The sequence below is a fragment of the Micromonospora sp. NPDC048868 genome, assembly GCF_043198195.1.
GTDB lineage: Bacteria > Actinomycetota > Actinomycetes > Mycobacteriales > Micromonosporaceae > Micromonospora > Micromonospora reichwaldensis.
In genome coordinates this window covers 390559-403809 of record NZ_JBICUN010000006.1, presented here as the reverse complement: position 1 = coordinate 403809, position 13251 = coordinate 390559, and the positions used below count along the sequence as shown (strand labels likewise).

Below are 13251 nucleotides of genomic sequence, written 5' to 3'. Positions count from 1 at the left end.
GGGTGGTCCCAGAGGTGGTCCTTGTTCGTAACGGGCAGCGCGGGGCCGGTGTGGGCGGCGGGCGTGGGGTCGCCCTTCTGCGGCGCACACCCACCGACGATCCGGCGCCCGGCCCGCCCCCGGGGGCGGGTCGCCGTCTTCGTGGCCCTGCCGCGAGCCGTCCGGGCCCACGACGCCGGCGACACCCGGGAGCCCGCGCTGCCGGCACGTACGGCGGGTCGGGAGAGGCGAGCGAGCCTCGGCAAAGCCTCGGATCTTATCAACATCCGGACATCTCGTACGGCGTGTTTCGGTTCACCTTGCGGAACGGGTACCTGCCCCGGTGCGTCAGTGAGGGACGATGGGCAACCGGGGACCACGACTGTGAGGGAATCATGCGAGCTGTCCAGGACCAGCTGATCCGGCACGGGGACGACCGGCGGGGTCGACGACGCCGTGGGTTCGCGGCGGCGGTGCTCGCCGTGACGCTCGCGCTGGCCTCCGCCTGCACCGACGGCGGCGGGGGCAAGCCCTCGGGCGGCTGGCAGAACGGCGACGACCAGCCCGCCGCGCCGAAGGCGGCGGCCACCATCGTCGAGCCCAAGGCCGACGCGAAGGACGTGCCCGCGTCCACCGGCATCACCTTCACGGCGACGGAGGCGGAGCAGACCAGCGTCGAGCTGAAGGACTCCGCCGGTGGGGCCGTCGAGGGCGAGCTGGCGGCCGACGGCAAGAGTTGGCTGCCCGCCGGCGCGCTGAAGTACGGCGAGACGTACACCGCCACGGTGACCGCGACCGGCGACGACGGCCGACCGGCCACGGCGACCAGCACCTTCACCACCATGGCGAAGCCCGGCAAGCAGGTGCGGATCAGCAGCTTCCTGGGTGACGACCAGGTCGTCGGCGTCGGCATGCCGCTGATCGTGAAGTTCAGCCGGGCCGTCCCGGAGGACTACCGCGACGACGTGCAGAGCCGGATGACGGTCACCTCCGTGCCGGCGCAGGAGGGCATCTGGCACTGGGTCAGCCCGACCGAGATCCGCTACCGCCCGAAGGAGTTCTGGAAGGCGAACAGCACGGTCTCCTACCGGGTCCAGGCCGGGGGCCTGCCGCTGGGCGACGGCTGGTACGGCCGGGCGGACCTCAGCGTCGGCATCAAGGTCGGCCCGGCGGTGGTCATGACGGTGGACAACAAGACCAAGCGGATGACCGTCACGAAGGACGGCTCTGTGATCAAGACCATCCCGGTCAGCCTCGGCAAGAAGAGCACCCCGTCCTCCAGCGGCACGATGGTGGTCATCGAGAAGCTGCGCAAGACGGTCTTCGACACCTTCGAGGAGCTGGGCCCCGAGGAGGGCTACCGCACCAAGATCGACTACGCCCAGCGGCTGACCTGGGGCGGCGAGTTCATCCACGCGGCGCCCTGGTCGGAGGGGCAGCAGGGCCGGGTGAACGTCTCGCACGGCTGCGTGAACGTCTCGATGGCCAACGGCGCCTGGCTGTTCGCCAACACCCGCGTCGGCGACCCGATCACCGTCAAGGGCACGGAACGGAAGCTCCAGAACGGCAACGGCTGGACCGACTGGAACATGAGCTGGGAGCAGTACGTCAAGGGCAGCGCCCTGCCGTACGAGCCGCCGACCGAGGCCGCCCCGGAGGAGAGCGGCGAGCCCACGGTCACCCCGACCACCTGAGCCGGAAACGCCGAAGGCCCCCTCCGCGAGGAGGGGGCCTTCGGTCACCGGGTGACTGATGGGAATTGAACCCACGACAACCGGGACCACAACCCGGTGCTCTGCCAACTGAGCTACAGCCACCATGCCGTTCACACCCGATGGATCCACGCCCGGTCGATCGCCCCGGGCGGGGTGCGGACCAATAATAGCCCCACCCCCGCCCGCCGCGTCCAGCGGGTTCCGCCGGGCCGGCTCAGAGCTCGGCGGCGATTGCCTTGGCGGTCTCCACGTCCGGCCCGGGCAGGGGCACGAAGAGGGTCCGCCGGTAGTACTCCAGCTCCCGGATGCTCTCCCGGATGTCGGCCAGGGCCCGATGCGCGAGCCCCTTCTGGGGCTGGCCGAAGTACACCCGCGGGTACCAGCGGCGGCACAGCTCCTTGATCGACGACACGTCGATCATCCGGTAGTGCAGGTGGGCGTCGAGGCGGGGCATGTCCCGGGTGATGAAGCCCCGGTCGGTGGCGATCGAGTTGCCGCACAGCGGTGCCGTACGCGGATCCTTCACGTGGCTGGCCACGTAGTCCAGGACCATGTCCTCGGCCTCGGCGAGGGTCACCGTGGAGCGCCGGACCTCCTCGGTCAGCCCCGACTTGGCGTGCATCGTCGTTACGATCTCGGGCATCGCCTCCAGCGCCGCCTCGTCGGCGTGGATCACCACGTCGACGCCGTCCCCGAGCACGTTGAGGTCGGGATCCGTGACGAGCGCGGCGACCTCGATCAGCTTGTCCCTGCCGAGGTCCAACCCGGTCATCTCACAGTCGATCCAGACGAGAAGATCAGCCACCGGGACAGCCTACGCGCAGCCCACCCGGCCGCGCGCCCGCGCACCGGGGCGCGCGGTGACCGCTAGGGTTTCCTCCGTGCCAGCCGAACCCGCCGCACCGCCCGCCGTCACCGACGACGATCCCGGTGGCCGTACGGTCCGTCGGCTCCTCACCCTGCTGGCGCTGGCCGCCGTGCTGCCGGCGCTCTACCTGCCCGGCACGGTGCACGACTTCTTCGACCTGAAGATCTACATGCGGGCGATGGACTGGTGGGCGGCCGGGAACCCGCTCTACGACTACGTGCAGCCCGACCGGGTACAGGGCGAGCTCTACTTCACCTACCCGCCGTTCAGCGCGCTGCTGCTGCGCCCGTTCGCGCTGCTGCCGCTGGGCGCCACCGTGGCGATCTTCACGGTCCTGACGGGCCTGGCGGTGGTGGTCACGACCCGGTGGCTGCTCGCGCCGGTGATCGCCCGGCACGGTCTGCCCCGTGTGTTCAGCCTCACCGTGGCGGTCCTGCTGGTGCTGGCCGTCGAGAGCACCCGCGAGACGATCACCTTCGGTCAGATCAACATGCTGCTGGTCGTGCTGATCCTGGCGGACCTGCTCTTCGCCGTACCCCGGGCGAGCCGGTGGGCCGGCGTGGGCGTCGGGCTGGCGACGGCGCTCAAGCTCTTCCCGGGCATCTTCATCGTCTACCTGCTGGCCACCCGCCGGTGGCGGGCGGCGGCGGTGGCGAGCGCGACGGCCGCCGCCGCGACCCTGCTCGCCGCCGCGGTCGCGCCGCGCGACTCGTGGCGGTTCTGGACCCACGAGCTGTGGGCGACCGACCGGGTCGGCCGCACCGACTACACCGGCAACCAGTCGCTGTTCGGCCTGCTCAGCCGCATCACCGCGCCGGAGAAGCCCCACCAACTGCTCTGGCTGCTGCTGGTGGCGGCCATCGCCGGGTACGGGCTGTGGCGCGCCGCGCGGGCCGCCCGCGCCGGGGACACGCTCACCGGCCTCGCCCTGACCGGACTGGTCGGCTCGCTGGTCAGCCCCATCACCTGGACCCACCACATCTACTGGTTCATCCCGGCGGTGGTGGTGCTGACGGACGCGGCGCTGAGCGCCGACGCCACGACCGGCGAGGGCGCCCGTCGGCGACGTCTGCTGGCGGCACTCGCCGTCGGCACCTCCGCCCTCATCGTGTACGGGGTGGTGACCTTCCACGACTGGGGCATCGCCCCGGTGCGTACGGACTCGCCGGGCGAGTTCCTGGTGCGCAACACGTACGTGCTGCTGAGCCTGCTGCTGCTGGTGACCCTGCCGGTGCGGCGGGAGAGCCGCAGGTCGCGGGAAATAGACAGTCTTCCCAACTAGCGCTCTTCATCGCTAATCTGGTCGCAACTACCTCAGACGTCTCTCGGTAGCACCGATCCCCCGGTGAGGGCGGCCCTCCGCGTCGGCAGCGCGGAGGGCCGCCCGCCGTCCGGGCCCGCGCGGGATGCCGGCGCGGGGCAGAGGCCGGACGCGGGTCAGCGCGGATCGCCGGGCGACCGCCGGCCGGTGTCGGAAGCGCCGGCTTCGGAAGCGCCCGCCTCGGAAGTGCCAGCGCCGGAAGTGCCAGCGCCGGGAGTGCCAGCGCCGCGAGTGCCAGCGCCGCGAGTGCCGGCATCGGAAGCAACGGCGTCGGCAGTGCCAGCCCCGGCAGCGGCGGCGTCAGGAGTACCAGCGTCGGAGGCGGCGGCGTCGGAAGCGGCGGGGCGGGGGCGGTCCGCCGGGGCGACCGGGTCGGCCGTCTCCTCGGGGGCGGCGGGCGGCCAGGCCAGGGTGAGGTTCACCTCGGGCGGCCGGAGCGCCGGGTCGGCTCCGGCGAGGTCGGCGAGCGTCGCGGGGCGGCGGGCGGGCACCGGCCCGATCGCCGGCCGGGCCCCCGTGGGGGCGGCGCCGACCGAGGCGAGCTGACGCCCGGCGACGCGCGACCGGTCGCTGTCCCGGGTCGGCTGCGCGCCGAGACCGGCGAGCGAGGTCACCCCGAGGCGGCCGGCGAGCACCGGCACCTGGTCCGGCTCGACCACGAAGACCACCTCGCGGGGCCGCACCGGGCGCAGCAGGAGCAGGGCCAGCGCCACCGCCAGCACCCCGCCGGCCAGCAGCCCGGCGGTCGTCGGAGCGGTCCAGCCGGCGCGCAGCCCCGCGCGCAGTTCCAGGCTCAGGTCGGCCCGCCCGTCGGGACGCATCACCACCAGGCTCAGCCGCCGGCCGGCCAGCTCCGCCGGGGTCCACTCCAGCGCGCCGATCCCCTCGCGTACCCAGAAGGGCTGGTTGATCGGCGCGACCGACGGCGCGGGACCGGCGGACGGCGCGGGGCCGGCGGGCTGCAACCGGACCGGCAGCGGCCCCCGGGCCAGCGCCACCCGGCGCACCTCGGCATGCGCAACCGGCTCGAGCCAGCGCCGCACCTCGTCGGCGGGTGCCAGCCCGACGAAGGCCGGGCCGTCGGGCGTGCGCGCGTCCAGCCGGAGCCGGGCCTGCCCGGCGCGGGTGAACGGCGCCTCGGCCCGCAGCAGCTCGTCGACGTCCCGGACGACCATCGCGTGACCCGGGGTCTGCACGGTCTCGAACCGGGCGCTGAAGGCGCCACCCGGGTCGGCCTGCCGGGCGAGCAGCGCGAGCGCCCCACCGGCGAGCAGCGCCGTGATCCCGACCGTCAGCAGCAGCATGGCGGCGAGCACCCGCACGATCCGCATTCGCCTCGTCCCCCTCCGTAGCCAGATACCCGGCCGACCTTACCGACGTGGGGCGAACCGTCAGCGGATATCCACGGCACGGGGCCAGGAAAGCAGCCGGCCCGCCGGATGATCCGACGGGCCGGCGGGCGGTACGACCGGGTCACTCCTGCGACGTCGGCGCCCGCCGCGTACGCGAGAACGCGAGCCCGCCGAGCAGCAGGCCACCCACGCCGGCGACCAGGCCGGCGACCGCGAGCCCGGTGGCCACGTCGTCGCTCCCGGCGTCGTCATCGTCGTCGTCGCCGGCGGCCTGCGGCGCGGCGGTGCCGGTGGGGGCGGTCGACGGCGCGGCCGCCGTGAGGGTGAGCACCGGGGCGGGGTTCTCCGGTTCCTCGCCGCCGGGGAGCGGCTCCTCGATCCACCGCTGCACGTTGCCGTCGGAGTAGGTCTGCAAGGTCTTGAAGACCATCGTCTCGACCTGCGGCAGCGGACCCATCGACACCGGGAACTCCTGGAACTGGCCGGGCTTGACCGCCGCGCTCCCGGTGGCCGTCCAGGTGAGCTTGGAGACGACCTCGCTGAGCTGGCTGCCGTGCACCTCGACCGGCGGGTCCACCTTGCGCTTCTCCACCGCCACCGTCCAGCCGGGCACCGGCATGGTCGACACGGAGCCGATGGGCGCGTTCTCCGGCAGCACGACCTCCAGCTTCGTGGTGGAGGCCGTGTCGCTCTCGTTCGGCACCCGGAAGGCGAACCGGCTGTAGCCGCCCTGGGTCGCCTCCTGCGGGTTGACCGTGACGTGGGCCGAGGCGGGCGCCGCGAAGCCGAGGACGGCGGTGGCGACGGCGCCGAGCGCCAGGGCGGCGGCGGCGCTTGCGGTACGCCGGTGACGGATCATGGTGCGAGCCTTCCTGTTACCTGATCGGCACGGTGGTGGTCACCGTGGCCTGGTCGATGTCCGAGGTGCGGGCCGTGATGCGCAACTGCCACTCCCCCGCAGCCGGGAAGTTGATCTCGCCGGTGGCGTGGTTGTCGGTCAGCGGCAGCAGCGGGACCTGGATCGCTTCGATCCCCGCCGCCGGCAGGGCGACCGTGGCCCGCCACTCCACCACCGGCTGGGGCCGGTTGTCCTTCGTGTACGCGTAGAAGTGCACGGTGTTGTTGCCCCGCTCGGCCGGGTCCAGCTCGATCTGGAGGTCGTAGTTCGGGCTGGACAGCGTCGTGGAGAAGAAGCGTCCCGGCGCGCCGGCCACGTCGGCGCCGGCGGTGCGGGCCGGGGTGGTCTGCACCAGGACGGCGGACAGGCCGAGGACCACCGCCGTGATCGCCAGCTCCGCCCAGACCGCCCGCCGCATCGACGTCGGCCGGCCGGCCGCGGTGCGCCGGCGCACCAGCTGCCGGGAGTACGCGGCCACCGCGATCACCAGCGCGAAGAGCCCGATCTTGCCCAGCACCAGCCGGCCGTAGGTGGTGTCGACAAGCGCGCGGGGGGTGGCCACCTCGATCAGCGCCTGGACGGTGCCGGCGAGCAGCAGCGCCGAGACGGCCAGCGCCGCCCAGCGCGACCAGATCGGCAGGATCGCGCCCAGCTCCCGCTCGTCGGCCCGGGTCAGCAGGAAGACGGCGAGCATCACCAGCCCGCCCATCCAGACCGCCATGCCGCCCAGGTGGACGGCGTCGACGACCACGGAGACCGCCGGGGCGGGCGAGGCCGCCGGGTGCCCGGCCAGCGGCCAGGTCACCAGCGCCGCCGCCCCGAGCACGCCGAGGATGACCAGATCGCTCCGCTCGACCGGCCCCGCCATCAGGGGTCGGAGCAGGAACGCCGCCGCGGCCAACAGGCCCAGCCGGACCAGGTGCGCGGCGCCGAAGGAACTGCCCAGCACGTCGCTGAACCCCTCGCCGGTGACGTCGAACACGCCGCCGCCGGCGGTGTAGGGCACCTGGAGCAGGAGGTTCGCCACCGTGGAGACCGCCAGCAGACCGAGCCCGGCCCAGGCCAGGCGGGCCGGTCCGCGCCGGGGCAGCCGCCGGGGCCAGAGGGCGGCGAGCACCAGCGTCGGTCCGACGAGCAGCAGCAGGCCGGCGTAGCCGGCGTACTTGGCGACCTTGACCGCGTTGCCGACGACCGGGTCGGCCCGGCTGTCGTCCCCGCTGTCGACCGGGGGCGTCGAGGGCGCGCCGACGGAGTAGGTGAACGCGCCCGACACGGGGTGGCTGTCGGAGGAGATGACCCGGTAGCTGACCAGGTAGGTGCCGCGCGCCCCGGCGGGGTCGACCGGCACGGTGACCACGGTGCCCTCGAAGGTCGGTTCGCCGCGGTCGGCGCGGGAGCCGTCCGGTGCGATCACCCGGATCTTGCCGGACACCTTGCGCACGGGCTCGCTGAACGTGAGTACGACCTCCGCCGGCGCGTTCGACACCACGGCCGAGGCGATGGGGCTGCTGCTCACCAGCACCGCGTGGGCGCTGGCGGGGCCGGCGGGGGCGATCAGCAGGGCGACGACGGTGACCAGCAGGCCGGCGACGGCGAGCAGCCGGGCGACCGGGCGGCGGATGGCGACACTCATGCCGGCAATGCTCTCGAATCCGACCGGTCCGGCGCGACTCCGACCATGCCCCGCGCCGCCGGAACCGGCCCGCCCGGGGCGACTTCGAGGATGCCCCGCGCCGCCGGGACCGGGCGGGCCGGCCCGCCCGGGGTGACGTCAGCCATGACGGGCCAGGAGTGCGGTCGACGGCCGGCGGTCCGGCTCGTCGCTGACCCGTCCCAGCGCCCACAGCAGCCCCGCCTGCACCACGGCGGCCAGGTGCCCGACCTCGTGCACCAGCGCGGTCGTCGAGTTGGCGATGTCCACCGCGCTGGTGCCGGCCAGGCAGACCGCCAGCACCAGCGCCACCGGCACGAACGCCCGGGCCCGCTCGGGTCGCCACGCGGCCAGCGCGAACCCGACGGCCAGCGCCACGTCGAAGGAGGCCATCTCGCGGCTCGTGTGCGGATCGACTGTCACGCCCAGCCCGGCCAGCAGGACGGGCAGGGCGATCGCCAACTGTGCGACCGCGGCCACCGCGACCGCCACCCGCAGCACCTGACGGCGGGCCGCCCTGGCCGCCGCCCGGGTGCGTCCGGCCGCCAGCGAGTCGGCGGCGACCGCCGCCAGCACCGACGCGGTCAGGTCGGGCACCGCCACCGACTGCACCCGGACCAGCCGGGTGACCTGCTCGGCGCGGGTCAGCCAGGCCCGGCAGCCGGGGCAGCTCTCCGCGTGCGCGTCCAGCACCGCCGGCGCCGCCAGCGGGTCCTCGCCGTCCAGCCGCGCCGACAGCGCCGCGCGTACGTCGTCGCATGTCATGTGGGGATAGTCGTGCGACGCACCGGTTTAGTTCCCGGGGTGGCGCAGGCCATGGAAGGGTCGAAGGACCCTCCCCGGCCCGGCCACGCCGCGTAACCTGGACTGTCGTGATCCCCGCCCCGCGCGAGACCCCCGCCGCCAGTCCGACCGGTGACGCGGGCGTCGCTGCGCGGGAGTCGGCGACCGAGTGGGCGCTGGCCGCCCGCGACGGGGACCCCGTCGCCCAGGCCGCCTTCGTCCGGCTGACCCAGGCCGAGGTGTGGCGCTTCACCGCCGCGCTCGTCGATCCGGACAGCGCCGACGACCTGACCCAGGACACCTACCTGCGGGCGTTCCGGGCGCTGCCGGCGTTCGAGGGCCGCTCCAGCGCGCGCACCTGGCTGCTGGGCATCGCCCGCCGGGCCTGCGCCGACCACCTGCGCACGGTCGTGCGTCGCCGCCGGCTCGGCGAGCGGCTCGCCGCCGACGCCTGGACCGACCGGCCGCACCCGGACCCCGCCGGCCAGCTCGGCGCCGCCGATCTGGTCCGCCGGCTGCCCGCCGAGCGCCGCGCGGCGTTCGTGCTCACCCAACTGCTCGGCCTGTCGTACGCCGAGGCCGCCGCCGTGGAGGGGGTGCCCGTGGGCACCATCCGCTCGCGGGTGGCCCGGGCCCGCAACGACCTCGTCGAGGCGGTCGGCGACGCCCTCGCCGGATGACCGGGAACTTCCGCCGGGGACGGGACGACCAATGATCGTGACCGCACCGCACACCCGGGTCGCCCGCTGGCCCGCCGTCCGCCCCTGGATCGGGGTCGCCGTCCGGCTGGGCCTGGCCGCCGTGTGGCTCGTCGCCGGCGGCAGCAAGGTCGGTGACCTGCCCGCCTCCGGCCGCGCCGTCAACGCCTACCAGGTCATGCCGTACGACCTCGCCACGGTGATCGGCGCGGCGCTGCCCTTCGTCGAGCTGGCGCTCGGCCTGCTGCTGCTCCTCGGCCTGGCCACCCGGCTCTCCGCCGGGGTGTCCGCGGCGCTGCTGGTGGTCTTCATCGTCGGCATCGTCTCGGCCTGGAGCCGGGGCCTCGCCATCGACTGCGGCTGCTTCGGCGCCGGCGGGGAACTCGCCGAGGGCCAGAGCCCGAGCTACCTCCCGGAGATCCTCCGGGACCTGGGATTCCTGGCGCTGGCCGGGTTCCTGCTGATCTGGCCCCGCACCCCCGTCTCGGTGGACGGCTGGCTGGCGGGGGACGCATCCGTGGAGGACGAGGATGAGTAGTCGCAAGGGGCAGAAGGGCTCCGCCCGGGTGGTCCGCGAGCAGTTGGCCCGGGAGCGGCGGCGCAAGCGGACGCTCTGGGTCTCCGTGGCCGCCGTGGCCGTCCTGGTCGTGGCCGGCCTGATCGGCTGGAGCGTCTACTCCAGCCAGCGCTCCGACGACTTCACCGCGCCGACCGGCTCGACCGAGGACGGCACCGGGGTCGTCGCCGGCTCCGGCCCGGTCACCATCGACATCTACGAAGACTTCCTCTGCCCGGCCTGCAAGCAGTTCGAGCAGGCCAGCGGCCCGACCATCGACCAGCTCATCAGCGAGGGCAAGGTCCGGGTCGTCTACCACCCGGTGGCGTACCTGAACCGCTTCTCCAGCACCCAGTACTCGACCCGCTCCTCGGCCGCCTCCGGCTGCGCGGCGGAGGGCGGCCGCTACCGGGAGTACGCCAAGGCGCTGTTCGACCGGCAGCCGCCGGAGGGCGGCGCGGGGCTCAGCGACGGGCAGCTGGCCGACATCGCGGCGGGCGCCGGCATCGACCGGGACGGCTTCGCCTCCTGCCTGCGGGAGGGCACGTTCAAGCCGTGGACCGAGCACGTGACGCAGGAGGCCAGCAAGGCCAACATCACCGGCACCCCGACGATCCTGGTCGACGGCGAGGAGATCGCCGACCGCAGCCCGGAGGGGATCAAGTCGGCGGTGGAGGCGGCCGGCAGGTGATCCGCGACCTGGTGACCCGCGCCGGCCTGGTGCTCGCCGGCACGCTGACGGCGACGGTCGCGTTCGCCGCCCCGGCCGCCGCGCACGGCGCGGACGCGCCCGACGGCACCGACTACCGCACCGAGGTGACCGCCGTCGCCCCGGCCCGCCCCGGGCTGAGCGTACGGGTGATCGAGGCGGGCGCGCGGCTGGAGCTGACCAACACCGGCGACCGCGCCGTCGAGGTGCTCGGCTACTCCGGCGAGCCCTACCTGCGAATCGGCCCCGACGGCGTGTACGAGAACGTCCGCTCCCCCGCGACGTACCTGAACCGGACCATCGCCGGGGACACGCGGCTGCCGGCCGAGGCGAACCCCGCCGCCGCACCGGACTGGCGACGCGTCGACGACTCCGCCACCGCGCGCTGGCACGACCAGCGGGCACTCTGGCGGGAGCCGGCACCGCCGCCGCAGGTGCGCGCCGCCCCGGACCGGGAGCACCGGGTGCGGGACTGGGCGGTGCCGCTGCGCACCGACACCGGGACGGGGGAGATCCGCGGCACCCTCGACTGGGTGCCGCCGCCGGACGCGTACGTCTGGTGGGTGGTCGCCACGGTCGGGCTGCTGGCCGTGGGGGCCCTCGGGCTGTTGCCGGCCCGCTCCGGGCCGGGCGCGCGGGCGCTGGCCGGGCTCGGCGGGCTGCTTGTCGTCGGCGGGGTGGCCGCGGTGGTGTTCACCGTGGGCCGGGAGGTGGACGCCGGCGCGCGGGGCGTGGGCGGGGTGCTGACCGGCCTGCTCGGCGGGCAGGTCTGGGCGCTGCTGACCGGGCTCGGCGCCGTCGCCGCGGGCGTCTTCGCGCTGGCCCGCCGGCCGGCCGCCGACTTCGCGCTGGCGCTGGCCGGGGCCTGCCTGGCGCTCTTCGCCGGGGTGGCCAACGCCGCCGTCTTCGCCCGCGCCGTCGCCCCCGTGCCCTGGCCGGCGACGACGGCCCGGATCCTGGTCGCCCTGATCCTCGTCGCCGGCGCCGGCGCCACGGCGGCCGGCGCCCTCCGCCTCCACGCCGCCCGCCCCACCCCCACTCCCCCCACCCCGCCCACTCCCCCCACCCCGCCCTCCACCCCCGCCCCGCGCGTCGATCATGGAGTTGCGGCGGGGGACGAACCGGAGCAGAAGAGGTCGGATCGGGCGCCATGAGTGCATGATCGACGCCTCGGGGTGGGGCGCGGGGGTGTCAGCGGGGGGTGGGGGTGAAGCCTCGGGGGAGTTCGAGGCGGTGGCGGGCGAGGCGGTCGGCGTCCGCCAGGAGGTCGGCCGTGGGGGCGTCGGCGACGATGCGACCGGCGTCCAGGATGACCGAGCGGTCGCAGAGTTCCAGGGCGTACGGCAGGTCGTGGGTGACCATCAGCAGCGTCACCGGCAGGGCCCGCAGGATGCCGGCCAGCTCGCGGCGGGCCGCCGGATCGAGGTTGGACGACGGTTCGTCCAGGACGAGGATCTCCGGGTGCATGGCGAGCACGGTGGCCACCGCCACGCGGCGCCGCTGCCCGAAGGAGAGGTGGTGCGGCGCGCGGTCCCGGTGCTCGCCCATCCCGACCGCGGCGAGGGCCTCGTCCACCCGGGCGGACAGCTCCGCCCCGCGCAGGCCCAGGTTGGCCGGCCCGAACGCCACGTCCTCGGCGACCGTGGGCAGGAAGAGCTGGTCGTCCGGGTCCTGGAAGACGATGCCCACCCGGCGGCGCACCTCGGCGAGCGTGGCCCGGTCCTGGCTGACGGTCAGCCCGCCGACGCTCACGCTTCCCTCAGCCGGGGTGAGGATGCCGTTGAGGTGCAGCACCAGCGTGGTCTTCCCGGCGCCGTTGGGCCCGAGCAGCGCCACCCGGTCGCCGCGCGGCACGGTCAGGTCCACCCCGTGCAGGGCGACGTGCCCGTCCGGGTACGCGTAGCGGACACCACTAACGTCCAGGGAGAGGGCGGTCTGCACGGCACCGATCATGTCAGCACGACGGCCGTGGCGGCGATGCCGGCCGCCAGGACCGGCACGGTGGCCGCGACCAGCCACTGCCCGGCGGTCGCCGCGCCCGCGCCCTGCCACACCGCCGGCATCCGCCCGGTGTAGCCGCGCGACAGCATCGCCAGGTAGACCCGCTCGCCGCGTTCGAACGCGCGCAGGAAGAGCGCGCCGACGCCGGTCGCGAAGCCGCGCAACTGCCACAGGAAGCGCGGATCGTCGCCCCGGGACATCCGCGCCACCCGCATCCGGCGGGCCTCGCCGACCAGCACGTCCAGGTAGCGCAGCATGAACGTGGCGATCTGGGTGAGGATCTGCGGGCAGCGCAGCCGGTCCAGGCCGACGATCAGGTCCCGGGTCGTGGTCGTCGCGGCGAGCAGCAGCGAGGCGAGCACGCCCAGGGTGCCCTTGGCGACGATGTTCCACGCCCCGAGCAGCCCGTCGACCGACAGGCTCAGGCCGAGCACCTCGACCCGCTCACCGGCGCCGAGGAACGGCAGCGCCACCGCGAACAGCACGAACGGCAGCTCGATCAGCGACCGGCGCAGCAGCCAGCCGGGCCCGACCCGGGCCAGCGCCGCCACCACCGCGACCAGCAGGGCGTACGCGCCGAAGGCCCAGAATGCCTCGCGCGGGGTGCCGACCACGGCGAGGGTGAACGCCACCATCGCCGTGATCTTGACCTCGGGCGGGAGCCGGTGCACCGGTGACGCGGCGTCCCGGTACAGCACGTGCGCGTGCCCGGCGCCCATC

At 74.7% G+C, this 13251-nt stretch carries 14 protein-coding genes and 1 tRNA gene; 6 read left to right on the top strand and 9 right to left on the bottom strand.

Going from position 1 to position 13251, the window contains the following annotated elements:
* On the bottom strand, window positions 1-245 hold a 245-nt coding region (locus ACGFNF_RS13135), incomplete at its 3' end, for a hypothetical protein (protein WP_393167791.1).
* Between the two features lie 129 nt (window positions 246-374).
* On the opposite strand from ACGFNF_RS13135, the gene ACGFNF_RS13130 reads away from it, so the two are divergent.
* The gene (locus ACGFNF_RS13130; protein WP_393167789.1) at window positions 375-1673 is read left to right on the top strand and encodes an Ig-like domain-containing protein; all 1299 of its coding nucleotides are present in this window, start codon (window positions 375-377) and stop codon (window positions 1671-1673) included.
* Window positions 1674-1723: 50 nt separating this feature from the next.
* Here ACGFNF_RS13130 and ACGFNF_RS13125 read toward each other — a convergent pair.
* Together ACGFNF_RS13125 and orn are read right to left on the bottom strand one after the other, a co-directional pair.
* Window positions 1724-1796, bottom strand: a tRNA-His gene (locus ACGFNF_RS13125).
* 112 nt (window positions 1797-1908) lie between these two features.
* Window positions 1909-2499: an oligoribonuclease gene (gene orn, locus ACGFNF_RS13120; protein ID WP_357578262.1), complete on the bottom strand. Its 591-nt coding sequence runs from the start codon at window positions 2497-2499 to the stop codon at window positions 1909-1911.
* Between the two features lie 76 nt (window positions 2500-2575).
* On the opposite strand from orn, the gene ACGFNF_RS13115 reads away from it, so the two are divergent.
* Window positions 2576-3844: a glycosyltransferase family 87 protein gene (locus ACGFNF_RS13115; RefSeq protein ID WP_393167787.1), complete on the top strand. Its 1269-nt coding sequence runs from the start codon at window positions 2576-2578 to the stop codon at window positions 3842-3844.
* A 155-nt stretch (window positions 3845-3999) separates the two neighbouring features.
* Here ACGFNF_RS13115 and ACGFNF_RS13110 read toward each other — a convergent pair whose 3' ends face one another.
* From ACGFNF_RS13110 to ACGFNF_RS13095, 4 genes are all read right to left on the bottom strand, one after another.
* Window positions 4000-5214, bottom strand: a complete 1215-nt coding sequence (locus ACGFNF_RS13110) for a hypothetical protein (RefSeq protein ID WP_393167785.1) — start codon at window positions 5212-5214, stop codon at window positions 4000-4002.
* Between the two features lie 142 nt (window positions 5215-5356).
* Window positions 5357-6094: a YcnI family protein gene (locus ACGFNF_RS13105; protein WP_393167783.1), complete on the bottom strand. Its 738-nt coding sequence runs from the start codon at window positions 6092-6094 to the stop codon at window positions 5357-5359.
* A gap of 16 nt (window positions 6095-6110) precedes the next feature.
* A complete protein-coding gene (locus tag ACGFNF_RS13100) occupies window positions 6111-7775 on the bottom strand; it encodes a copper resistance CopC/CopD family protein (protein ID WP_393167812.1) in 1665 nt (554 codons plus the stop codon).
* A gap of 129 nt (window positions 7776-7904) precedes the next feature.
* Window positions 7905-8549 (bottom strand): zf-HC2 domain-containing protein, encoded by a 645-nt coding sequence (locus tag ACGFNF_RS13095; protein ID WP_393167781.1) that lies wholly within the window; start codon window positions 8547-8549, stop codon window positions 7905-7907.
* 107 nt (window positions 8550-8656) lie between these two features.
* Here ACGFNF_RS13095 and ACGFNF_RS13090 point away from each other — a divergent pair, with 107 nt between their 5' ends.
* From ACGFNF_RS13090 to ACGFNF_RS13075, 4 genes are read left to right on the top strand one after another with little or no spacing between them, the layout of a single operon-like run.
* The gene (locus ACGFNF_RS13090; RefSeq protein WP_357578258.1) at window positions 8657-9247 is read left to right on the top strand and encodes a sigma-70 family RNA polymerase sigma factor; all 591 of its coding nucleotides are present in this window, start codon (window positions 8657-8659) and stop codon (window positions 9245-9247) included.
* 31 nt (window positions 9248-9278) lie between these two features.
* Window positions 9279-9803, top strand: a complete 525-nt coding sequence (locus ACGFNF_RS13085) for a MauE/DoxX family redox-associated membrane protein (RefSeq protein WP_393167778.1) — start codon at window positions 9279-9281, stop codon at window positions 9801-9803.
* On the top strand, window positions 9796-10512 hold the full coding sequence (locus ACGFNF_RS13080; RefSeq protein WP_393167776.1) for a DsbA family protein: 717 nt from the start codon (window positions 9796-9798) through the stop codon (window positions 10510-10512). Before ACGFNF_RS13085 ends, ACGFNF_RS13080 begins: the two co-directional genes overlap by 8 nt.
* Complete coding sequence (locus ACGFNF_RS13075) at window positions 10509-11684, top strand: hypothetical protein (RefSeq protein ID WP_393167774.1); 1176 nt, start codon at window positions 10509-10511, stop codon at window positions 11682-11684. Before ACGFNF_RS13080 ends, ACGFNF_RS13075 begins: the two co-directional genes overlap by 4 nt.
* 37 nt (window positions 11685-11721) lie before the next feature.
* On the opposite strand, the gene ACGFNF_RS13070 is transcribed toward ACGFNF_RS13075, so the two are convergent.
* Window positions 11722-12483, bottom strand: a complete 762-nt coding sequence (locus ACGFNF_RS13070) for an energy-coupling factor ABC transporter ATP-binding protein (RefSeq protein ID WP_393167772.1) — start codon at window positions 12481-12483, stop codon at window positions 11722-11724.
* The gene (gene cbiQ, locus ACGFNF_RS13065; RefSeq protein ID WP_393167770.1) at window positions 12480-13250 is read right to left on the bottom strand and encodes a cobalt ECF transporter T component CbiQ; all 771 of its coding nucleotides are present in this window, start codon (window positions 13248-13250) and stop codon (window positions 12480-12482) included. The genes ACGFNF_RS13070 and cbiQ overlap by 4 nt, the downstream gene beginning before the upstream one ends.
* Window position 13251 lies beyond the last annotated feature (1 nt).